Origin of the sequence: Paenibacillus sp. J22TS3 (assembly GCF_018403205.1) — a bacterium.
GTDB classification, from domain to species: Bacteria; Bacillota; Bacilli; order Paenibacillales; family Paenibacillaceae; genus Fontibacillus; species Fontibacillus tuaregi.
The window spans coordinates 40,270-62,452 of record NZ_BOSF01000009.1 but is presented as its reverse complement, the minus strand read 5'-3'; the positions used below and the strand labels follow the sequence as shown (position 1 = coordinate 62,452).

Annotated in this window: 20 protein-coding genes; 19 read left to right on the top strand and 1 reads right to left on the bottom strand. The window is 53.3% G+C overall.

Going from position 1 to position 22,183, the window contains the following annotated elements; all coding sequences use genetic code 11:
• Positions 1–79: 79 nt before the first annotated feature.
• The 4 genes from thiC (at position 80) to KJS63_RS22555 (ending at position 9,611) form a co-directional block, all read left to right on the top strand.
• Entirely contained in the window at positions 80–1,849 is a 1,770-nt protein-coding gene (thiC, locus tag KJS63_RS22570) for a phosphomethylpyrimidine synthase ThiC (protein ID WP_213621179.1), read from the top strand.
• Positions 1,850–2,166: 317 nt separating this feature from the next.
• The gene (locus tag KJS63_RS22565; RefSeq protein WP_213621178.1) at positions 2,167–6,540 is read left to right on the top strand and encodes a M4 family metallopeptidase; all 4,374 of its coding nucleotides are present in this window, start codon (positions 2,167–2,169) and stop codon (positions 6,538–6,540) included.
• A gap of 143 nt (positions 6,541–6,683) precedes the next feature.
• A complete protein-coding gene (locus KJS63_RS22560; RefSeq protein WP_213621177.1) occupies positions 6,684–7,808 on the top strand; it encodes a DUF2087 domain-containing protein in 1,125 nt (374 codons plus the stop codon).
• A 279-nt stretch (positions 7,809–8,087) separates the two neighbouring features.
• Entirely contained in the window at positions 8,088–9,611 is a 1,524-nt protein-coding gene (locus tag KJS63_RS22555) for a sensor histidine kinase (protein ID WP_213621176.1), read from the top strand.
• On the opposite strand, the gene KJS63_RS22550 is transcribed toward KJS63_RS22555, so the two are convergent.
• Positions 9,580–10,185, bottom strand: coding sequence for a response regulator transcription factor (locus tag KJS63_RS22550; protein WP_213621175.1), 606 nt, complete (start codon positions 10,183–10,185; stop codon positions 9,580–9,582). The two genes, KJS63_RS22555 and KJS63_RS22550, sit on opposite strands and share 32 nt — an antisense overlap.
• Before the next feature lie 267 nt (positions 10,186–10,452).
• Here KJS63_RS22550 and KJS63_RS22545 point away from each other — a divergent pair, with 267 nt between their 5' ends.
• The 15 genes from KJS63_RS22545 (at position 10,453) to KJS63_RS22475 (ending at position 22,022) form a co-directional block, all read left to right on the top strand.
• Positions 10,453–10,926, top strand: coding sequence for a hypothetical protein (locus KJS63_RS22545; RefSeq protein WP_068613466.1), 474 nt, complete (start codon positions 10,453–10,455; stop codon positions 10,924–10,926).
• 1 nt (position 10,927) lies between these two features.
• A complete protein-coding gene (locus tag KJS63_RS22540) occupies positions 10,928–11,983 on the top strand; it encodes a phage tail sheath subtilisin-like domain-containing protein (protein ID WP_213621174.1) in 1,056 nt (351 codons plus the stop codon).
• A gap of 294 nt (positions 11,984–12,277) precedes the next feature.
• A complete protein-coding gene (locus KJS63_RS22535) occupies positions 12,278–12,712 on the top strand; it encodes a phage tail tube protein (RefSeq protein WP_213621173.1) in 435 nt (144 codons plus the stop codon).
• 149 nt (positions 12,713–12,861) lie between these two features.
• Entirely contained in the window at positions 12,862–13,260 is a 399-nt protein-coding gene (locus KJS63_RS22530; RefSeq protein ID WP_068613475.1) for a phage tail assembly chaperone, read from the top strand.
• A gap of 26 nt (positions 13,261–13,286) precedes the next feature.
• Positions 13,287–13,451, top strand: coding sequence for a hypothetical protein (locus tag KJS63_RS22525; RefSeq protein WP_204249253.1), 165 nt, complete (start codon positions 13,287–13,289; stop codon positions 13,449–13,451).
• A 26-nt stretch (positions 13,452–13,477) separates the two neighbouring features.
• Positions 13,478–15,586: a phage tail tape measure protein gene (locus KJS63_RS22520; RefSeq protein WP_213621172.1), complete on the top strand. Its 2,109-nt coding sequence runs from the start codon at positions 13,478–13,480 to the stop codon at positions 15,584–15,586.
• Complete coding sequence (locus tag KJS63_RS22515) at positions 15,586–16,245, top strand: LysM peptidoglycan-binding domain-containing protein (RefSeq protein WP_244862738.1); 660 nt, start codon at positions 15,586–15,588, stop codon at positions 16,243–16,245. The genes KJS63_RS22520 and KJS63_RS22515 overlap by 1 nt, the downstream gene beginning before the upstream one ends.
• The gene (locus KJS63_RS22510) at positions 16,242–17,252 is read left to right on the top strand and encodes an XkdQ/YqbQ family protein (RefSeq protein ID WP_213621171.1); all 1,011 of its coding nucleotides are present in this window, start codon (positions 16,242–16,244) and stop codon (positions 17,250–17,252) included. The genes KJS63_RS22515 and KJS63_RS22510 overlap by 4 nt, the downstream gene beginning before the upstream one ends.
• A gap of 3 nt (positions 17,253–17,255) precedes the next feature.
• On the top strand, positions 17,256–17,741 hold the full coding sequence (locus KJS63_RS22505; protein WP_213621170.1) for a DUF2577 family protein: 486 nt from the start codon (positions 17,256–17,258) through the stop codon (positions 17,739–17,741).
• Positions 17,741–18,154: a DUF2634 domain-containing protein gene (locus KJS63_RS22500; protein WP_068613492.1), complete on the top strand. Its 414-nt coding sequence runs from the start codon at positions 17,741–17,743 to the stop codon at positions 18,152–18,154. The genes KJS63_RS22505 and KJS63_RS22500 overlap by 1 nt, the downstream gene beginning before the upstream one ends.
• A 2-nt stretch (positions 18,155–18,156) precedes the next feature.
• Positions 18,157–19,218, top strand: coding sequence for a baseplate J/gp47 family protein (locus tag KJS63_RS22495; protein ID WP_244862737.1), 1,062 nt, complete (start codon positions 18,157–18,159; stop codon positions 19,216–19,218).
• Positions 19,208–19,804, top strand: a complete 597-nt coding sequence (locus KJS63_RS22490) for a YmfQ family protein (protein ID WP_244862736.1) — start codon at positions 19,208–19,210, stop codon at positions 19,802–19,804. The genes KJS63_RS22495 and KJS63_RS22490 overlap by 11 nt, the downstream gene beginning before the upstream one ends.
• The gene (locus KJS63_RS22485) at positions 19,804–21,276 is read left to right on the top strand and encodes a discoidin domain-containing protein (RefSeq protein ID WP_213621169.1); all 1,473 of its coding nucleotides are present in this window, start codon (positions 19,804–19,806) and stop codon (positions 21,274–21,276) included. Before KJS63_RS22490 ends, KJS63_RS22485 begins: the two co-directional genes overlap by 1 nt.
• Positions 21,269–21,709, top strand: coding sequence for a hypothetical protein (locus tag KJS63_RS22480; protein WP_213621168.1), 441 nt, complete (start codon positions 21,269–21,271; stop codon positions 21,707–21,709). Before KJS63_RS22485 ends, KJS63_RS22480 begins: the two co-directional genes overlap by 8 nt.
• Positions 21,699–22,022 carry a hypothetical protein gene (locus KJS63_RS22475; protein WP_213621167.1) on the top strand — a complete coding sequence of 108 codons (324 nt, stop codon included), beginning with the start codon at positions 21,699–21,701 and terminating at the stop codon, positions 22,020–22,022. Before KJS63_RS22480 ends, KJS63_RS22475 begins: the two co-directional genes overlap by 11 nt.
• Positions 22,023–22,183: the final 161 nt, after the last annotated feature.

Below are 22,183 nucleotides of genomic sequence, written 5' to 3'. Positions count from 1 at the left end.
GTGAAATAAGACCGGTCTTGTTTTGTCCATACACTCGCTTGGCCTTTCTCGGATACACAAAGAGGAGGCTTTTTTTGTTATGAGTAAAGAAACGATGCAGCTTCAAACTTCATCCCTTCCGGGCAGCCGCAAGGTATATATTGAGGGACCGCGCCCAGACATCCGTGTGCCGATGCGGGAGATTGCCCTTAGTCCAACTTCGGACAGCTATGGAAGTCATGAGAATGCACCGGTCCGTGTGTATGATACGAGCGGCCCTTATTCCGATACCGATGCGGTAACGGACATTACGAAGGGGCTGCCGCAGGGACGCCGCTCCTGGATTCTGGAACGTGGTGATGTGGAGGAGTATGAAGGACGGCAGATCAAGCCGGAGGACAACGGTTATCTGGAAAATGATCCAAGAGCCAATATGCAGCAGTTCCCTTCAAACGGACAACGTCCACTGCGGGCAAAGCCGGGACGCAACGTCACCCAGATGCATTACGCCCGCCAAGGGATCATCACGCCGGAGATGCAGTATATCGCCATCCGCGAGAATGTCTCCGCAGAATTTGTCCGGGACGAGGTCGCTCGCGGCCGCGCCATCATTCCAAGCAATATCAATCACCCGGAGAGTGAGCCGATGATTATCGGGCGTAATTTCCTAGTGAAAATCAATGCGAACATCGGGAACTCCGCGGTGGGCTCTTCTATTAAGGAGGAAGTGGAGAAGATGACCTGGGCGACCAGGTGGGGGGCGGATACGATCATGGATCTGTCTACCGGCAAGAACATTCATACTACCCGCGAGTGGATTGTCCGTAATTCTCCTGTTCCGATCGGCACAGTACCGATCTATCAGGCGCTGGAGAAGGTGAACGGCAAGGCGGAAGACCTCTCCTGGGAAGTATACCGGGATACCTTGATTGAGCAGGCCGAACAGGGCGTGGACTATTTCACCATTCATGCGGGTGTGCTTCTCCGCTATGTGCCGCTTACTGCAAAACGGCTGACAGGCATTGTCTCCCGTGGCGGTTCTATTATGGCGGCGTGGTGTCTGGCCCATCATGAGGAGAACTTCCTGTATACCCACTTCGAGGAAATCTGCGAAATTATGAAAGCCTATGATATCGCATTCTCCCTTGGAGACGGCCTGCGTCCGGGATGTATCGCGGATGCGAATGATGAAGCCCAGTTCGCGGAGCTGGAGACGCTCGGCGAGCTGACCCAAATCGCCTGGAAGCATGACGTGCAGGTCATGATTGAGGGGCCAGGGCATGTGCCGATGCATCAGATTAAGGAGAACATGGATAAGCAGCTGGAAATCTGTGACGAGGCCCCTTTCTATACGCTTGGCCCGCTGACCACAGACATTGCCCCGGGTTATGATCATATTACTTCGGCCATCGGCGCAGCGATGATCGGATGGTTCGGTACCGCGATGCTCTGTTATGTCACGCCGAAGGAGCATTTGGGACTGCCTAATAAGGAAGATGTGCGGGAAGGCGTGATCACGTACAAAATCGCTGCCCATGCCGCCGACCTGGCCAAAGGTCATCCGGGAGCTCAAGACAGAGATAATGCGCTATCCAAAGCACGATTTGAATTCCGGTGGAGGGATCAGTTCCATCTGTCGCTTGATCCGGAGCGGGCGATGGAGTACCACGATGAGACGCTCCCGGCTGAAGGGGCCAAGACGGCGCATTTCTGCTCCATGTGTGGTCCGAAATTCTGCAGCATGCGGATCACCCAGGATATTCGCCAGTATGCGAAGGAGAACGGACTGGATAGTGAAGACGCGATCCAGGAAGGGATGGAATTGAAGGCCAAGGAGTTTAAGGAAGCTGGAAGTGTGATCTACAAATAATAGATTTTAATGTAGTATAGTAGAGATAGAACAAGCCCGAGATAGGTTAATGAATGGTACGAGACGTAAGCGCCGGAAGCTGGTTTACAAGCCAAGGCGCTGCGTCCAAGGAATGCTGTTCATCCAGGCTCGGGCTTTATATTTTTTTTTTTTTTTGATGAGTCGAATTATGATGTTTATTGTCGATGTTTCTACAAAAATATGGTTAAACACCCGATATAACCATTGATAGGCACTTTAGTCTGCTATAGCAATATAAGTTGAATTCAACTTATCGTCTATTCATCTATCAACAGGAAATAGGGGAGGTAGGGCGGTTGAGCAGCAATAGAATCCGCAAAATGTTGGTGGCCATGCTCTCTGTAGTCTGTATTACGAATGGGGCATGGGGGATAGGGGTTGTCCGGGCCTCAGCCCAGGCAGAGGGCTACTCTCTGCAAAATCCGGCGGAGGATGCAAGTAACAGACAAAATTCTGCTGTTGACGATAAGTCCCGTATTTATAAAGATATCACTTCTCCTCGTCTTGGCAGCGATAGCTCAGTTATGAGCTTCCTGGGCGAGAACAAGGAGCTTACTCAGCTGTCGGACCCGCAACGGAACTTGCGGCTCCTCAGCAAGAAGAAGGATAAGGCGCAGATGACCCATTTCCTGTATCAGCAGCAGGTTCAGGGCATTCCAGTGTACGGCAAGTATATTCGTGTCCATCTGGATGAGAATCAGCAGGTTGAGGAGGTGGCCAGCCGGACAGAATCGGAGAACGAGGTAATGCCGGACGATTTGACGGCTGCCATCAGCTCCGGGCAGGCTATTGCCGCGATGAAAGGCTGGGTTGAGGAGAAGGAGGGGACATCCATCAGCTGGGGAACCGGTTCGTCTGCTTCCGGGCAGATGATGCTGAATATCTCCGGGCCCTCAGCCAAGCTGATGATTTACCCGGTGAATGAGGTCTATCGCCTCGTTTATGAGGTGAACTTAATGTACCTTATCCCCCATCCGGGCAAGTGGACCGGATATGTGGATGCCAACACCGGGGAAGTCATTAACGGGTACAGCATTACCTATCAGGCAAGAAGCATGAATCCGGCGAACGAGGCGGCTGGATCAGGTGTAGGGTACAATCTGGACACGAAATCATTGAATATTTATAAAGATCCTCAGAGTGGTAAGTACCAATTGTCCGATATTACTAAAATCATGTGGCAGCGGTATACCGATACGGACCGGGGGATCTTCACGACAGCATACAGTGGGACCGATGCCCAAGGCGGGATTTACTACAACAATGTAGTAAGTTCCGGTACTTCCTTCTCGGATCGGCAGGCGGTGGATGCCCATTATAACGCAGGCAAGGTTTATGATTATTATTTGAACAAGTTCGGAAGGGACAGCATTAATGGAGCGGGAGGCTCCATTACTTCCGTCGTTCACATTCCTGATCTGTGGAGCAGCTCGAACTACGGGGGGCGCTGGGATAACGCGGCCTGGTTCGGTGGTTATATGCTGTACGGCGATGGCAGCGGATCATCCCGGGGCGGCTTTGACTGCCTGTCCTGCGGTCTCGATGTAGTCGCCCACGAAATGACTCACGGAGTGACGGAGCAGACTGCGAACTTGGCCTACCAGAACCAATCTGGAGCATTGAATGAATCCTTCTCGGATCTGATGGGCGCCTTAATTGAATCCGATGTGGACAAGCAGGATACGAAGTGGTGGCTGATTGGCGAAGATCTTAGATCAGACGGCCGGGCACTGCGCAGCTTGAAGAACCCATCTGATCCCGCCCTGCTGTCTCCGCAGCCGGGGAATATGAAGAACTACGTGGTGCTTCCGAATGATGATAGCCATGATAATGGCGGTGTTCATACCAACAGCGGTATTCCGAATCATGCAGGCTACTTGATGGTAGCCAATTTGGAGCCTCATCTGGGTACCGCTGGAGCTAAGGATGCGGTGGCTTCCATGGCTTACGATGTGCTGATCAATTATTTGGTGAGCAACTCGGATTTCCGGGATGCGGCCAACGGATATGAGAGTGCCGCACAGAATTATGTGAAGGCTCATCCTGAGTACCAGGCTTTGCGACAACAAATTATTCAGGCTGTGACCGGAGCGTGGAATGCCGTGGGAATTCAGACCGCGGACACGGCAGCTCCTGCTTTCGTAGCTGGTTATCCGAAGGCGGGTGTGGTAGCAGACGTATCAGCCCAGGTGCTGGTGAAAGTCGATGAGTCCGCGAAGGTGTACGCCAAGGTGCAGCCGGCTTCCGGCGCCGCTCCAACGGTACAGGAGATAAGGCAGTCCGGGTCGGCGGATGCTTCCGCGAATACAGAGGTCACACTTACCTTCGGTGATCTCAAGCCGAATACAGCTTATGCGGTCTATCTTGCGGCTGTGGATACAACAGGGAATGTGAACAGCCTGCCAGAGCGGGTTGTCTTTACGACCAAGGAACAGGTGCAGCCTTCGGATACGGCTCCGCCTGTATTTACGGCCGGTTATCCGAAGGTGGACGTGGTTACGGATACCTCCGTCCGGCTGCTGGTTAAGACGGATGAGAACGCTGCCGTTTACGCCCTGCCAGTAGCGGAGGGAGAGGCAAAACCAACGGTACAGAAGCTGCAGGAGATGACCCCGGTAACTATTGCGGGAGGTGTTGAATCCGCTCTGTATATGGACAAGCTGCTGCCGGATCAGAACTATGTGATCTATCTGATCGCCAAGGATTCAGCAGGCAATGCCCAAGCTGCTGTAACCGGAGTGCCAGTTCACACCGTACCTTCCTACACAGGCACACCTGTGCTGTCGGTTCTTCAGCCTGTGGTTGAAGAGGACCTGACCAATGAGGGGACCGTCTCCAAGACGGAGTCCGTATATGTGGACCACGGAACCTTTGTGCAGGATATGACCGGGGGAGTGGTGCTGGAGGGGCTGTCGGCAGGACTTGGCTATGAGGTCATGCGCAGCAGTGACCAGCTGCTCTTGATCCGGTTCACCGGCACAGCCGCAAGCCATACGAACGCTGATGATGCGGTCGTTACGATTAAGATTAAGGCCGGATATATTGCCGGTGTTGATAAAGATCTGACAGCGGGGACCTTCCTTCTGGACTTTAATGATCCGGTTCAGGCTCCGGGGAACTCCTCTGGGGGAGGTTCCACAGGGGGGACGGCCCCGGATAATGGCAGCGGCTCCTCTGGCGGATCTTCCGGCGGTGGCAGCTCTGGAGGTACTTCAGGAGACACTTCCGGCGGCAGCAGCCCGGGCGGTTCCTACGGTGGAAGCACTGGGGGTGCTGACAGCGGCAGCCCAGGCAGCGGCTCAGCCGGTGGAGGTGGCGCCTCAGGGGGAGGGGGCAGCAGCTCTGGCGGAGCAGGTGGTGGCGGCGGTGTTCCTGCGCCGACCCCTCCGGCAGTACCTGAGACCCCGGCCGCCCCTGAGGGAACAGGCACGTTTAACAGCACCGCAGCAGGCTTCGAATACGTGCCGGCTACTGGTGAAGTGAAGACCAGCCAGGTGAATGGGCGCCAGCAGGCAGTGCTGGATGTGAGTGCCGATACGGCAAGCCGCGCGGTCAGCCGGATGTCTTCCGGAGCCGCTGTCTGGCAGGTCCGTCTGAACGATAGCGCGGACACCTGGAAGATCACCTATCCGGCGGATGTGCTCCGTCAGGCGGCGGGATTGGCCGGGGCTGTAGTCGAGCTGGATACTCCTGTCGGAAGCTTCGACCTGCCGTTATCGGTTCTTAACCAGAGTGCGGTTAAGGAACAGACTGGCAGCTCTGGAGCCGGCTGGCGGGTAGAAGTGACGATTAGCCAGGCCGATGCTTCCCGGAGCTCGCTATGGAACGCGGCAGTCTCCCGAGCGGCTGCAGGGAACCTGATCCGCCCGGTTGAATACGAGGCTGCATTGACGAACGAGGTGCAGAAATTTGTCCTGCAGGACTTCGGACGTGAGTATGCCTCCCGTACGATTGATCTGCCGACGGGAACAAATGGGCAGCGATGGTCTGCCGTAACACTGGATGCGGACGGGCAGCTTGTGTTTGTGCCTGCTGTTCTGATGAAGAACAGTGAGGGGTATTCTGTACGGATTCTAACAACCCACACAAGTCTATATGGGATAGTATCAAGCGGGAAATCCTTCAACGATCTGACCGGACACTGGGCACGCAGTGACATTGAACTGCTGGCTTCGAAATTGCTGGTCAAAGGGACTACCGCAGAGAAATTCGCCCCGAACCAGCGGATTACCCGTGCCGAATTCGCCGCATTGCTGGTCCGGTCTCTGGGACTGCCGCTGGATAGAATGAGTTCAAGCTTCCGCGATGTGAAGACCGGTGTCTGGTACACTGCTCCGATTGAAGCGGCATACCAGGCAGGGCTGATTAAAGGTACGGGGGGCGGTTTGTTCCAGCCGAACGCGCCGGTAACCCGTGAAGAAATGGCGGCGATGCTGAGCTCGGCTATGAATCTGCTCAATAAACAGGCTCCGGCTGGCGGGAACGGAATCAACGTATTCAAGGACAAGGGCTCCGTATCTGCCTGGGCGGTTTCTTCTGTGGATTCCGCTGTAAAGGCCGGGCTGCTTCAAGGCAGCGGAGGACTGTTCAGACCTGGTGCACCGTCCACCCGGGCAGAGGCTTCCGTGGTGCTTAAGCGGCTGCTGGTATTTGGACAGCTGATGAATTGAGATAGAGAACTCTTATTAAGGCCGCGCCTGGTCATCAACAGGCGCGGCCTTTTTGCCTGGATAGGCAGTACTGCTGCAACATAGATTGACAGAAATTAGACAAAATAATAAAATGCCTATTAATAAACAAACGAAATGAGTTGATGTCCGTGGTTGATTCGGAATTGATCTGGAATGCTACCTTGGCGGAGCTGGAGCGGGGTTACATGGAGAAGGAGGACCATTTCGTATGTATCTGCTGCGGACGCAGCTTTGAGAAGGGAATTATTTATCCGGAGGATGATGTTCTCTATGAGTCGGAGAAATATGTCCGCGTGCATATCAGGAAGAAACATGGCTCTGCTTTTGAATTTCTAATTGACTTGGACAAGAGCTACACAGGCTTATCCGAGATTCAGAGCAACCTGCTGAAGCTGTTCTATCAGGGGAAGAGTGACAAGGAAGTGCAGCAGGAACTAGGGATTGGCAGCACCTCCACCGTTCGCAACCACCGTTTCGTGCTTAAGGAGAAGGAACGGCAGGCCAAGGTGTTCCTCGCGGTGATGGAGCTGCTGCGGACAAGGGATAAGCATGCTCCCGCCCCGCTTAAGATCCAGACCGGCAGCAGCAAGGACGACCGTTACCGGATTACGGAAAATGAACGGGACAAGGTGCTGGGCAAATATTTTCCACAGGGCACGAATGGTCCATTGAAGAGCTTCTCCATGCGTGAGAAACAGAAGCTGATTATTCTTAACGAGTTGTCCAAGCGGTTCGAGCCGGGGAGAAGATACAGTGAGAAGGAAGTCAACGGGATTCTGGAGACGGCTTTTGAGGACTATGCGCTGCTGCGCCGTTATCTGATTGAGTATGGGTTTATGAACAGATTGCCGGATGGAAGCGAGTATTGGCTCGCCGGTCCGGCCTCGGAACAGGGGGAGAATGGAATGGATCGTAAGCAAGAGCTCAAGATGCTCGCCAAGGAAATTAAGATCGAAGCAGGAGTTTACCAAATCAGGAACAAGAAGAACGGCAAAATTTACTTGGACAGCACGCCCAATTTGAAGACAGTCAACGGCCAGGAGTTTTCCTTAAATATGGGTTCTCATATGTGTAAAGAGCTGCAAAAGGAATGGACGGAGATGGGTAAGGAGAACTTCGTGATCGAGGTGCTGGAGACTGTGAAGGAGAAAGAGGGCGTCCGGCTGGATATGAAGGACACGCTCAAGAAGATGAAGGAGAAATGGATGAATGAACTTCAGCCTTATGGGGAGAAGGGTTATCATTAGGGATTAGCTGAGGGACTGCTGCCTTGGTTACGCGTGCCAAGGCAGCTGTCGGCAGACAAGTCAGGAAGTCACTTTCAAGATTTAAGTACAAGCCTCAAAAGTCATATTAACGTATTCAGACCAAGTAAGGAAGTTATTTCAAGGTCGTGTGTCCTTTAGGACATACGGCCTTTTTGGATTGAAGACAGAGCATCATAATAATCCTGATCAACCCTGTGCTGAACGCAGGAAGGGGTACATGAAGAAGATAAATTCCCTGCTGACTGAATAAGGGATTTAATGTATGATAAGGTAATTAATGAGTATAAATGGAAGGGGCTTGGGGAAAGCCGGATGGGGATTATTTACATTCTTATGTTTCTGTCGTTGTGGACGCTGGGTATCATTATTCTTGCGTCCCGAACAAGGAGCAATGTCTGGGTCGGGCTCACGGTTCTGTTAGGGGGATCGGCCAGCTTTGCCTTTTCCATGCATCTGTCGATTATGCCCTTTGTTCAGGATGCGGCATGGCTGCATCCCGTCCTCAATGTGATTTTGTATGGGTCGACAGTGGTGGCCATGCACATTTATTTTTATCTGGTTCCCTATGTATTCTTCATGGGCGGTCTCTGGTTGAATGAAGGATTGTCTTACCGGATCAAACTCATCTGCTCCCTCGTGCTGCTCCCCGGTCCCTTCATCATGATCTTCAACCATCTCGCCACCGAGCCTTGGAACGCCTTCACTCTAGCCTGGTTCAGATGGTGGGACGGCATGTATGTCCTACTGGGCTGCATTGGATATTATGCGGCTTATTTCTTGGAAACGAACCCCGAGCGTAGGCGGAGTCTGAAGCGGGCCATGCTTATATTCCCTACCGTAATGGTGTGGGCCTTTACTTCGGACTATGTGAATTTTGATAACCTAAAGCTGGGCATGTGGTCTTTTCATCTAGAGAGCAATGGAATGTGGCAGGCGAATTTCATAGCTATTCTGGGGACTGTCGGGTTGATTCTCACTTATTCGATTCGCAACGGTTTTCTTGGCATTAAGCTGAGGATCGAACGACAGCGCCTGGACCACTCGATACGGACCCTGACGATGGGGGTATCCATACTCAATCACTCGATCAAGAATGAGATACAGAAGATTGATTATTTGGCGGAGAAATGCAGCTCGCTAATCCGGTCAGGACAGTCCTCCCGGGCAGCGGGCACGATTGAACAGGTACATACGTTAACCAGGCATCTGCTTCATATGGTGAACCGGATCAAAGAGAAGGCAGAGGATGTAGTCCTGGATGAGGAAGCACATGATATCGGGCAGCTGATTGAGTCGGTGCTTGATTCGGCCAAGACGTTAACGGAGAACAGGCCGGTTCAATTGTCAGCCCGGATGGAAGCGGAAGGAACCTTGGTATGTGATGCGGTTCATATCCAGGAGACCCTCTCTAATCTGATCCGTAATTCTCTGGATGCCCTTCCGGAGAGCGGAGGAGAAATAGTCCTTAGAACGGTTGCGGGAAGGAGGGAATTTAGGATTGAGGTTAGGGACAATGGTGCGGGTATTCCCAAAGAGCACTTGAGCAAGATCTTTGAACCCTTCTTCACCACCAAAAAGAATGCGCTTAACTACGGTTTGGGCCTATCCTACTGTTCCAGTGTGATGTCCAAACACGGGGGGAAAATGCTCGCGAGCGTAAATGAATACGGATCTGGAGTTACGCTATCACTGCACTTCCCCGGATTCAAATATAGACCTTTGGCCAGAGAAGTAAGACACTCCCGGGATGCTAGCCATCTGGATCATCCGCATCCATCTTAAAGTGGGTCAGCTTATTCTTGATGCTGCGCAATTGCGATTTGATCGTATTCGTCGATTTGTGCAGCTGTTCCGAGATCTGGCGCTTGCTCAGCCCGCTCCGGCGGAGGTCGAACACCTCGCGTTCCGTGGACGTCAGCTCCATGAGCTGAACCTCACTGCGCATAATGCGGGCCGCATCCGAATGGATCGCCGCGCGTCCGAGGTGGGCTTCACGTATAGCGTGCAGCATATCCTGCAGGCTGGATTTGTTAATATAGTTCAATGCGCCGAGTCTGAAAGACTTCATGACAACTTCGGCATCGGTAATTGACGTAAGCATAATGATCTTCACCTGGTCCTTGCCAGGCATCCGCAGAATTTGCTCCACGGCCTCGAGGCCATCCAGATTATTCTCGCTTAAATTAATATCCATCAGAATAATGTCAATATCCAGCCTGGAAGCCATTTCGATGGCTTCTTTTTTTGTTGCGGCTATCGCTGCAACCTCAATGTCGGGCTCGTCTGCCAAGTCGGCACTGATATTCTCCCTCCAGAATGGGTCGTCATCCACAAGCATAATCCGGATTACACTCACTCCACAATCCTCCCAGCCGTTCTCTACCAGATACTTACAAGTACATTCAGTATATCAATCCTCTGGGTCTTGCGATAGGGTGAAATGTTTTCACCCCTGGTGAAAAAAGTTCATCCTCCCCGGATCGCTGGAGTCGGCTCTATAATTCGTATTGCAGCTGCGGCAGCCGTGGTGGCATGAAGGTTGAAAGGGGGGAGCCCAAGCCTAGACCGCCTGAGTTAACCAGGGTGGCTAACAGGGATAAGTAAACGAAGGGGATGAAAGATCATGTCACTCGCCGAAGAGATTACAGGTATTGCGGAGGTTATTAAAGCCAAATTCCCGGATGCGGTGGTTCACTCCTATCAGGAGCCTGTGCCTGCCGAGCGGAAAAAAGGCCAGTTCGTCATCATGCTGAAGCAGGATATCCGCCGGGGCGAGAGCTTGTCCCAGACCTGGGTACAGCGACAGTATACGGTCGTTCATTATGGGGAGAACGCACGGCAAGCGGTAGTTGGCATGGACACGTTAAGCCGGTACGTGATGAACGAGCAGGTGTCTATTCCCGCTGCTGGTTCAGCAGGGAAAGCAATTAAGGCGGAATCTTTCACTTATGACAGCGCGGAAGAGCAGGAGAACGGCCTTGTCCGCTGCAGCGCGGTGCTTCAAATCCAGTACCGGGAGCCGGTGGCTGTTGAGACATTTACGAAGCTGAAGCGTGTGGAAGTCAGAATGCACAACAATTTGAAAGGTGGTCATTAATATGGGTGGAACATGGGATCCGATTACTCTGCCAGTCCGGCCGGGTCTTTATATTAATTTCGTGGAGGCCGCTGCGGCCCAGATCAAGGGAGGGGCCAGAGGCACCGTTGCGCTGCCGCTGTTCCAATATGGCACGGCTGAAGCAGGCAAGTTTTATACCATTGAGAAAGAGGTTGAGGCGGTAGAGAAGTTCGGGATCGCCAATGTGGCTCCTATTCGTCTTATTCTGCAAGGTGGAGCCAAAGAGGTGCTGGTCTACACAGTGCCCGCCGCACCAGCCAAGGCCAAGAGCGATGCAGAGGTGTATCTTGCGCTGAGAGATGCGTTTGAATCTCGCAACTTTAATGTATTTGTATTCCCGGGAGAGCTCTCGGCGGAGGAGCAGGATAATACCCGCAACTGGTGTATCCGCAACCGGGGGGAAGGCAAACACTTCCTCACCGTCTTTGGTGGAACCGCGGCGGATGATATGAATCCGGAGCTTGGGAACGCCCGGACAGACCGGCTTGCTGATGATTATGTGGTGAATTTGATTACGGGCGCCAGCATCAACGGCGAGCTGTACAGCTCTTCCCAATATGCGCCGTATATTGCGGGCTTAATTGCCGGTACAGGAATTAATAAGTCGATCACGTATACTCCAGTACGCGCCACGGATGTGGTCAAGCGGCTGAAGAACAGTGAAGTGACCGCAGCTCTTAAGAAAGGCTCACTGGTGCTTGTTCATGACGGGGAGAAGGTAAAGGTAGAGCAGGGGCTCGTTACCAGCAAGAAGAAAATTCGCGCAATCCGCGCAAGACAGGCGGTAGCAACTGATATTCCTAAGACGGCGGCTGACTCCTACATAGGCAAGCTGGATAACAATGCAGACGGTCAGGCCGCCCTGATTGCTGCCGTCAAGGCTTATCTGGAGCGTCTTGAGCTGAACAATGTGCTTACCGATATCGTGGTGGGACTTGACCCGGACCGCAAATCGGAAGGCGACAGCGTGTTCCTGCTAATCAGCTTTACAGAGATTGACAGCATGGAGCGGATTTTCCTGACGGTGAAGGTTTAGGAGCAGGAACAAGACCAGGAGCAGGAATAGGACCAGGAGTAGTCTATATAGAATGAATTTTAGGATTAGCCGATCTCAGCGGAGAGGCCGAGTGATTCTGAAGAAGCGGAGCGTCCGCCTTTGTCTCCGAAATGCCCCAGTGGATATCTAGTTCAAGTATTTCGGAGACAATAGCGGCCTTAAAGAACACTCGGCATCGCAGCGCCCCATAAGGGCAACCTTCATAAGTTCATTTTATATAGCTGGAAATCAGGATTTGATCATATTCAGAACACTATTTAGGAGGGATTTGTTTTGCTGGATGCAACCCGTGTAATTAATGGAACTTATGGATACGTGTATCACAACGGGCAGTGGCTGACCAATATCAAAACAGCCGAGGCGAATGTGGAAATCACGAAGGAGGAAATTAAACGTTCGGGTACCCGCTGGACCGCACACAAGGTTACGGGTCTAAGCGGAACCGGAACGATCTCCGGTTACAAGGTGACGTCAGAGTTTGTGGAGCTGATCGGCCAGGTTGCCGATGACTCTAAGGGAACGTTTATTACTGAATTGATTCTGAAGCTGGAGGACCCGGAGTCTTATGGGGCTTATCGTGTCCGTCTTAAAGGGGTTATGTTCGACAAAATCCCGCTCGTTCACTTCGAAGTGGGCTCGCTGGTGGAAGAGGAGCTTCCGTTCAACTTCACCGGTTATGAACTGCTGGATGTTATTCATCCGGAATAGGCTGGCTTAACCGGCAGCCGGGCTTTATGAACGCCCCGGGTGCGGCTCTGCAGGAGGGGGGGGCTGGTCTGCCTTCTTGGTGTGACAAGGCTCCTCACCTGATTCGGCTCCGCCTAGGAGCAATTAACTTATATAGAGGAGATGTAATTATGGCTCTTGCAGAAAACAGACAGAGCAGCGTGCTTCATGCCCTGCTAAGTATTGATAGCAAGCCGCAAAAGGATGTTCACATGAAGCGGCTTGGTGTGGATTTTCAAATTCAGGCGCTTGATGGAAAGACGATCAACCGGATTCAGGAGCAATGCACCCATTATACAGGCAAAGGACAGAAGCGGGAGAAGGTGCTGGATGAAGAGCAGTTCGGCGCGCTGGTGATCCAGAAGGCCTGTCTGATTCCAGACTGGTCGGCCAAGGAGCTCATCGACAAGTACGGCACACCGACTGAAGCGATTTTAGGGCTTCTGCTGGCGGGCGAAGTTGCGAAGCTGTCCACAGAGATTCTGGAGATCAGCGGCTTCGACAGCGACGACGATGAAATAAAAAACTGATCAAGGCGGGCGGCGAAGCCTTCCTCTTGCATTTGATCTTCCAGCGGCATCATATTCCGCCGGATGAAGTGTACAACAAGGAAGAAGGGGTCAAACGCTTCATGTACGCGTCGATGCTGCTTCAGCTGGAGGAGGAAGAGAAAGCACAGAAGAGGGAAGAGCGGCTGGCCGCCCGCAGAAGAGGCGGATAAGACGGATTGGCGGGAGGTGAAGATGCTTGAGCAATAATTTATCTAGTGCGGAGAAGCTGAGCAAGCTGCTAGCGAAAATCACGGAAATGACTAACAATCTGTCAAAGCCGGGTGTGTACAGCAAGATCAGCGAGGGCTGGCAGAAGGCAGCGAAAGGCCCCGCCCTGGCTGCTGCTATGCAGATGGAAATGATCCGCGGCGGGAAGCAGGCCGTCAAGAAGGCCTATGCCATCCGGGCCGAAGCCGCGAAGCAGGAGGCGGCGAAGGCGGCCAAGGCGGCAGCTGAGCAGGCCGAAGCGATTGAAGCGGCTTCGATGAAGGCGGCGATTGCCGCGGCTGCAGCGGGAAAGGGCCGGAAGGCGAAGCGCAAGCTGGAACGGCTGCAGGCCATGCAGGAGGCGCGGGAGAAAGCCAGCGCCGCGGCCAAAGCAGCGCAGGCAGCCGCTGCGGCCCAGTCTGCGGCTCCAGCGGCAGCTCCCGAGAAGAAGGGGCTGATGGAGCGGATCAAGAGCCGGTTTAGCAAGAAGGAGCCGCTGAGCATTCGCGACCGGATTAAGACGAAGTTCGATAATCCGCCGGGTGCCCTGAAGCGTGGATACCAGAAGCTGCGCAAGCCCCTTGGCAATGATCCGTTCCATGTTATGGCGGAGAAGAACAAAGACACCTTCTCCTCCATAACCGGAACGGCAAGCAGCCTGTTCACACTGGTCAAGGACCAGTCGATTGAGGCAGCCACGAAGTACAGCGAGGCCTTTGGGGAGCTGCGTTCATCTTCAGGTGCTGCGGCGGTGGATATGGACGTTCTTGTGGGCTCTTTCAAGACGGTAGGCGGCCAGGTACCGCAGAGTCTAACCGAGGTAGGCAAGGCGATGGGCATTCTGAACCGGGATGCCGGATTGACCGGCAAGAAGCTGGAGGGCATGACCAAGACGCTTCTGGATGCGTCGCGGCTTACCGGCACGGACAGTGCGGCGGCTGCGGAGTCAGCGGCCAAGGCAATGAGTGTATGGGGCATTGCCACGGATGACAGCAAGATGATGATGGAGAAATTTTTTGCGGCGAGCCGGGCCGGGGACACCTCTATGGGGGATCTGATGAAGAAGATGGGCGAGTCTAGTGAGCCGCTGAAGCAGATGGGTATGGGCTTTGACCAATCCATGGTTCTTATGGCCAAGTGGCAAAGCCAAGGACTTACCCCGATTGAGGATGCCTTGAAGAAGGGGCTGCCTGCAGATGGCATCGCGGCAGTAGCGGATAAAATCCGCAGCGCAGCCACAGAGACGGAAGCCGCCCGGATTGCCACGGAGACCTTTGGCGCCTCGGTAAGCGGAGACTTGGTTACTGCCCTGCGCGGGGGCCAAGTGGAGTTCAAGGGCATCATGGATGCCATGAATGCGTCAGACGGCGGCATACAGAAGCACGCCAGCTCGGTGGAGAGCTTCGGCGACCGGTTCGCCACGCTGCAGAACCGGATTACCCTGGCGCTGGCCCCGCTTGGCGAGGCGCTGATGCCATTCGGGGAAGCGATGGTCAGCGTGATTGAGTTTATTACGAATCAGGCGGATATTCTTGTGCCGGCAATTACAGGCATGGCCGCAGTGCTTATCGGCTTGTTCGCCCCGGCTCTATGGGCATCGGCGGTGGCGGGCTGGGCTGCGGTTGCTCCGTTCCTGCCAATTATCGCTGTAGTGGCACTGGTCGGCGTAGCGATCGCGGGTCTGGCGTATCTGTTCAAATATCACATGCAGGGGATTCTGGATCTGGTGGAGACCGTATCTACAGCAGTTTCCTCGTTCTTTGGCGATCTTTTCGGGGACGACAAGAGCGTAGCAGCTACCGTGAACGTTCAGAAGGGGACCGCCGCAGGGCAGGCGACTTCGGGAAGCGCCCCGCTCCAGAACCGGTATCATGGCCTGGACTATGTCCCTTATGACGGTATGCAGGCCAGGCTTCATAAAGGCGAGCGCATTATGACGGCTAGTGAGAACCGGGAGTACTCGGCTGCCTCCGGGGCAGGTGGTGGGGCCATCTCCATAACGGGCAACACATTTAACGTCCGGCAGGACTCGGATATTGATGCCATTGCCAGAGCCCTTGCCCGTGAAATCAAAAGTGCGGGAGGGCTGATGGCCTGATGGCGTCTCTAGAATTTTGGCTGTCTACGCTGGATATGGAGGAGAGACTGTGGCTGCCTGTGAATCCGGAGCAGATCTCGGTGAAGAGCTCGCATGGATACGAGGATGTGAAGGTGACCCAGCTTGGAGAATATACGGTCATCGGAGACCCGGAATTGAAGGTGTACTCCTTCTCTTCCTTTTTCCCCCGCGATTATCATCCCGGCTACTGCGAATACGAGGATTTATTGGCTCCCTGGAAAACGGTAGAGCTGATCGAAGGTTGGATGGCGGCACGCCGTCCCATCCGGCTGACCATCACGGGAGCGGAGATCAAGAAGCAGGTGACGGTCCGGTCGTTCCAGTACAGCGAGCGGGCGGGGAGCCCGGGGGATGTATACTACGATCTGGAGCTGAAGCAGTATGAGGAGGTTCAGTTCCGCCAGATTGAGAATACGGATTACGGTGCAGCGGTTGTTGTTGATCGGGACGCCAGACCTGACTCACGCGTCCCGCCGAAGGCTTATGTGGTTATACCGGGGGATACGCTGTGGAAAATCTCTCAGCGGACGCTTGGAAAGGGTGACCGCTGGAATGAGATCTATAGTCTGAACCGGCAGACCATTGGGAAGAATCCGAATTCCATCTATCCCGGACAGAAGCTGGTGATTCCTTCATGAGCTGGAGTGTCGCTTATATCGAAGGCGGGGTACAGACGTTTCTCGATCCGATTGTGAAGTCGGTCAAGTGGTCTGGGGACAGTAAGCAGGCTTCCCGGAAGCTGGTGGTGGAGATGTCCAATACCGCGGATATGCGCAGCCGTCTTCAAAGGCCCCAGAAGGGAAACGAGCTGAGGCTGATTATAAATGAGAAGAAGGAGCTGTTCCGGGGTGTTATTTTCTCCGATCAGATTGATGCGCAGGGGCAGATGTCACTGACGGCGTATGACGAGAACATTTATCTGACGAAGAACAAGGACACCCGGATTTTTCGAGGGATGACAGCGTCTGCCGTGGTGAAGAAGCTGTGCGGTGATTTCTCGATAGATACAGGGGAGATTAAGGATACCGGATTTGTTATTCCAAAGCTGGTGTTCCGGGACAAAACCCTGTTCGAAATGATGATCATGGCAATTAACGAGACCCGCAAACAGACAGGGGAGCAGTTCTATCTGACTTCCCGCAAAGGCAAGCTTCATCTTCTCCCCCGCAAGGAGCAGGAGGTAAAGTGGGTGCTTGAGAACGGGGTTAACATTCTGGGTGCCAGCTACTCTCAATCGATTGAGGAAATGAAGACCCAGATCAAGGTGGTCGGTGGCGACAGCAAGAAGAAGGAGCTGACAGCAAGTGCGATGGATGCCGGGTTGATTCAGCGCTTCGGCATCATGCAGCATCTGGAGAAGCCGGACCAGAGCATGACGAAATCCCAGATGGAGCAGCGGGCCAAGCAGCTTCTGGAGGATATGGGCACCATTGACGATGAGGCCCATGTTGAATGCCTGGGCATTGATGAGGTAGTATCCGGCTCTGCGGTGTACGTTAAGGAGTCGATGACAGGGATTCTGGGTGGGTACTATGTGTCCTCCGACGACCACTCTTTTGAGGGCGGGGTCCACAAAATGTCGCTGACGCTGTCGGCCACCGACGAGCTGCCGAAGATGGAATACAAGGAGTCCAAGGAGGTCTAGCTCATGGAGCGAATTGAAGGTTCAGGAGCAAGTCAGCTTGTTCAGTTAATCCGGGCGATCGGGTATAACTCGGATGTCTCCATTGAGCTGGCAACAGTCACAAATGCTCCCCCTGAACTCAGGATTAAAGTGGATCATATGAACGTGGAATTGGAAAAGGATGACCTGATCGTTGCACAGTCACTGACGAAGCACAAGCGGACGGTCAATTTGAAGAGCAGCGGAGGCGTGAAGCTCTCCGCAAGCAGTCCGCCCCTGCCTGCTCCGCCCACCGGTCTGAAGGTGGGGGTGACGATGGTACAGATGCCGCCGGGACCACATGATCATGCCTTGTCCTTCACCAGTCTCGAACTGAAGGATGCTGATCAGACGGTGGAGGAAGCCGAACTCGAATTCACGGACGAACTCAAGAAGGACGACCGGGTGCTGGTTGCAGGAATTCAGCAGGGGCAGACCTATATTATTTTGGACCGGGCGGTGATGTACTAATGGCATTGTCTCCGCTAAGAAAGCAAGAGGAACGGTTTGTTCTTGTTCAACCGGAGCCGCGGTCTTCACGGACCTATGCCCTGGATTTCGATTCCGGAGAATTCACCGGGCATATGATTGACGGCATGGAAGCATTAAGACAATTCATCCGCAAGGCGATTATCACGGCCCGTTACCGCTATCTCATCTATAACGGCCAATACGGCTGCGAGCTCGATAGTCTGCTGGGACAGGACATATCCCAAGAGCTGCTGAAGAGCGAAATTACCAGGGTGATTACAGAAGCCTTGATTTATGATGAGCGGATTGAGGCGGTAAGCCGCTTTCAGATCGTCCGCAAGGCGGATGAGCTGTATGTATCCTTTCAGGTGCAGACCCGGGATGGAATCATTGAACAGGAGGTGACAATCTAGCCGTGTATGAGAAAGAAACCAAAGATGTAATTCTGGATCGGATGCTAGCCCGAATCCCGGACGATATTGATAAGCGCCAGGGAGCAATCACCTATGATCTGCTCTCACCGGCAGCCATCGAGATGGCTCACGCTTACATAGAATTGGATAACGTTCTCCGTTTCGGCTTCGCCGGTCCGCAGCAGCCTTCAGAGTATCTTGAACGAAGGGCTGCGGAGCTTGGACTTACCCGGAGACCAAGTGTCAAAGCACAAGGAACTCTGGAGTTCAGCGGGGATGATAATATTGTGATTCCTGCGGGAACGGCCGTTTCTACAGATGAAGAGCAAGCGATTCTGTTCGTGACGACAAAGGCCGGTACAATGAAGTCCGGCAAGCTGCAGGTCCCTGCGGAGGCAGTTCTCGGCGGAAGCCGGGGCAATGTGGCTGCCCGTCAGATTAAGCTTGTACTTGGGAATCTGAGCGGAATTGTTGAGGTGACGAATAAGGAAGCCTTTGTGAACGGGGCAGATCTGGAGTCTGATGAATCGCTGCTGGGCCGGTATCTGGATCGGGTGCGGCGACCAGCCACCAGCGGAAATGCCTGGCATTACAGACAGTGGGCGCTTGAGGTGCCGGGGGTTGGCGATGTACGGGTGTTTCCAGTCTGGAATGGCAACGGGACCGTAAAGCTTGCCCTGCTGTCGGATGATAAGCGGGCGCCGATTCCCGATATTGTGGAGAAGGTTCGGGTTGCGGTTGAGGAACGCAGGCCGGTAGGGGCCAAGGTTACTGTAAGTCCGGCGGAAGAGGTCAAAATCGAGGTTGCCGCCAGTCTTACCCTGCTGAGCGGTGCGTCGCTTGAGGAGGTCAAGATAAGGTTTGCGAAGGAGCTGACCGAATACTTGGCGGACTTGGCCTTTCGGGAGTCTGTAATACGTTACAACCGTGTGTTGGGACTGCTTTTGAATATCGAATCTGTGATTGATTTTGATGGTCTGACCCTAAACGGAGTGGAAGGCAATCTGAAAATTGAGGATGATCATGTGGCGGTGTCCGGGGCGGTGAAGTTCATTGTTACGTGAGATGCCGAGGGATATTGAGCAGGATATGCACGATTACCTGCCCAAGTATTATGCGGATTCCAAGATCGTCCAGCATCTGCTTGCGCGGGAGTCGGAAGAGATCATGGAGTACCACAAGAAGGTACGGGATGTGCTTGACCAGTTCTTTGTGGAGACCGCGACATGGGGATTGTCCAGATGGGAGGCTATCTGTGGAATTCCTGTGTTGGAGAGCAAGCCTGAGGATCAGCGGCGTTCACTAATTAAGTCGAAGCTGCGCGGCTCCGGTACGGTTACCGTATCTGTAATCAAGTCTGTGGTCGATTCATTTGAGAACGGGCAGATTGATGTGCAGGAGAATTTTGAGAAATATGAAGTTGTCATTACATTTATCGGCACAAGAGGAATTCCGGCCAATCTGGACGATGTGAAAGCGGCGGTCCGGGAGATCGTACCCGCTCATTTGGGAATTAATTATCAATTCACCTATCTCCGGTGGGAAGAACTGGATGAAGCCAAGCTGACCTGGGAGCAGCTTGAGGCGATGAACAAGAACTGGAACCAGTTGGAAGTATGGAAGCCTAAAAAAGAAGGGAGCGTGAAGTGATGGGTAAACTGCCAAGTGGACTTAAGACGTTTGAGGCAACAGATACAGTCAGACGCGCCGCACAAAATGAGAATATTGAAGCCACGGATGCCCTATTCAGCGATACCAAGGGCCATCGTCATACCGGCAAACCGGGCGACGCGCCCCAGATCGGCAAGGAGGGGCTGGCTGCCGGGGCGGTTACCACTGACAAGGTAGCCGCGGGTGCAATCCTAAGTGACAAAATCGCGAAGAACACCATCGAACGTCAGCATCTGCGTTCGGGAGGACTGAGCTCTAATGTAGCCAAGTACAAATCTGTGACGATTACCGGCGGGGAGCTTAGTGGGGTGCCCACGACGCCCTATACCTTTCAGTGGGGGAGCAAGGGGGACAATCACCTATGGTCGATCCCCAAAGAGACCGCTCTGCCCCAGTCTATTACCATCTCGCTGGGGAAGCTGCACAACCAGGTGGAGGGCATGTCCTTCGGCTCCTGGGTTGGCTCGGATATAAGCACCCTGCCTAAGGGCTTTAATATCGAAGTCAGCGCGGACGGGAAAACATGGACACAGGTCTATACATTCAGCGGAGGGATGTATGAGCCGTTCAGCTTCATTCCGTTCAGTCAAGCGATGGACGCGATCTATGTGAAGCTGACCGTAACAGCTCATGGCAGCTCAGCGAGGACGGTGCTGTCCTGCCTGTCCGTCTACAGCAGGTTCCACGGAGGCGTTGGAGAAGACGCTCTTGAAGATATTCGGCCTTGGGGATTGAATGCCCGTATGCAGGGCCTGAGCATTATGGCGGAGGGAAATGTAACTGATAACGGAAGCGGAGTGCTCACGCTGGAGAAAGAGATTATCGTCATGAACGGGCCGGCAGGGACATATTTCCGCGTCAAGGCGGGCGCTTATATAATTCCGGACTGGGGGTATCTCTATGTGGATATTCCTTACGAGCATGCTATTACAGTTCAGCCTTCGGTAGGACAATGGAAGGAAGGGCTGCGCAGCTATGACAGCAAGGACCGGCTGGTGCTGGCCCAGCGCAACGGGAACAAGACCATTTATCTCAACGCCTCAGTTCAGTCGAGGCTATCCGGGGATACTCCGCAGGCTGAGAAAGTGAATGGCATCTCCTTAAGATCAGATAAGGGTAACTTTCAATTTAACGATGGACTGGGGTGGAGAGGTGTGGGAATCAAGAAAGTGCAGCGAGGTACTGGATTTTTACGTAGGGACCAAAATATACCTGATGATACTAATTACCGGGAAATTATTATAGATCCTGTTGATGTCAGCAAAGCTTTTATTAATGTGTATTTTCACGGATGGCAGGCCCGGCCTGAGTGGGGAAGCAACCGGCAGGAATACAAGGAGACGGATATTAATGCGGCAATTATTGCCTCGAACAAGATAAGTGTATTTGCCTCATTTAACTTCGAATATGCCTTCAACTCCTTCTCATGGGAGGTGATCGAATTTGCCTAATTATTATGCCCAGATTGATTCGAAGGGAAGGATAGAGGGGCTCAGCGCACTGTCTGGCGAAGTTCAGTCCGAATTCCTGGTTCCGATTGACGAGAAGCTTTACGGGAATGAGAACCTGCTGTTCACCCGTTATGTGAAGGGAGAGTTCACGGGTTATTTGGCTGAACTGAAGGCGGATAAGGAGTCCATCCCGGCGGACGGCACAGAGGTTCTGACTGTCCATATTACAATTCATGACTGGAATGGGGAAGTTCACCGGGATTACCAAGAGCCCATTTCGATTGAGGTGGCGGGAATCCGGCAGGAGGTACAGTCTGTTAACGGAACAGCCGAAATTACGATCAGCAGTGAAGAGCCTGGGGAGTTCAAGGTAAGGACATTTGGGCTTGACCGTGATGCTGAACTGAAGGTGGTGATACTTGATGTCAAGTAAGAAGGAGGAGCAGCTTAAGTCTGTGATGCCGGAGCAGGAGGCTGTATCCATTTCGAGTGAGCATACCGGAAACTCAGAGTCTGCTGCCAAGCCAGCCATCCCTGGCAAGAAGCCGAGCCAGAAGAACTATTTCCATATTCCCGCAGACCCGATCAGGGTCAAAGCGGCGGAGATTCAGCTCCGCCAAGCCAAGCGGGTGCAGGGCCTTAGAGCTGCCGAGGTGTCCAATCAGGTTATCTATGAGATGCTCACCGATATTCTCGATAATCAGGCTGTTCTGGATGCCAAGCTGCAACGGCTGTTAAAAAAGTAAAACCCTTTACTCGCGGGTGCATTCAATGGCTCGGCTATGGCCGGCCATTGCCTGTGGATAAAAAGTTGGCTGATCCTCAACCTCAGCATGCTAGACTGCACTGCCTAGAGGAGGAAGGGACCATATGCAGAAGGTAGTAACAAACAAAGCAAACAGAGCAA

Bases quoted from the DNA above. Each gene is read 5' to 3' on its own strand.
- thiC (WP_213621179.1), top strand. From the start codon at position 80: ATGAGTAAAGAAACGATGCAGCTTCAAACTTCATCCCTTCCGGGCAGC.
- KJS63_RS22560 (WP_213621177.1), top strand. From the start codon at position 6,684: ATGTCCGTGGTTGATTCGGAATTGATCTGGAATGCTACCTTGGCGGAG.
- KJS63_RS22555 (WP_213621176.1), top strand. From the start codon at position 8,088: ATGTATGATAAGGTAATTAATGAGTATAAATGGAAGGGGCTTGGGGAA.
- KJS63_RS22545 (WP_068613466.1), top strand. From the start codon at position 10,453: ATGTCACTCGCCGAAGAGATTACAGGTATTGCGGAGGTTATTAAAGCC.
- KJS63_RS22540 (WP_213621174.1), top strand. From the start codon at position 10,928: ATGGGTGGAACATGGGATCCGATTACTCTGCCAGTCCGGCCGGGTCTT.
- KJS63_RS22530 (WP_068613475.1), top strand. From the start codon at position 12,862: ATGGCTCTTGCAGAAAACAGACAGAGCAGCGTGCTTCATGCCCTGCTA.
- KJS63_RS22515 (WP_244862738.1), top strand. From the start codon at position 15,586: ATGGCGTCTCTAGAATTTTGGCTGTCTACGCTGGATATGGAGGAGAGA.
- KJS63_RS22510 (WP_213621171.1), top strand. From the start codon at position 16,242: ATGAGCTGGAGTGTCGCTTATATCGAAGGCGGGGTACAGACGTTTCTC.
- KJS63_RS22505 (WP_213621170.1), top strand. From the start codon at position 17,256: ATGGAGCGAATTGAAGGTTCAGGAGCAAGTCAGCTTGTTCAGTTAATC.
- KJS63_RS22500 (WP_068613492.1), top strand. From the start codon at position 17,741: ATGGCATTGTCTCCGCTAAGAAAGCAAGAGGAACGGTTTGTTCTTGTT.
- KJS63_RS22485 (WP_213621169.1), top strand. From the start codon at position 19,804: ATGGGTAAACTGCCAAGTGGACTTAAGACGTTTGAGGCAACAGATACA.
- KJS63_RS22475 (WP_213621167.1), top strand. From the start codon at position 21,699: ATGTCAAGTAAGAAGGAGGAGCAGCTTAAGTCTGTGATGCCGGAGCAG.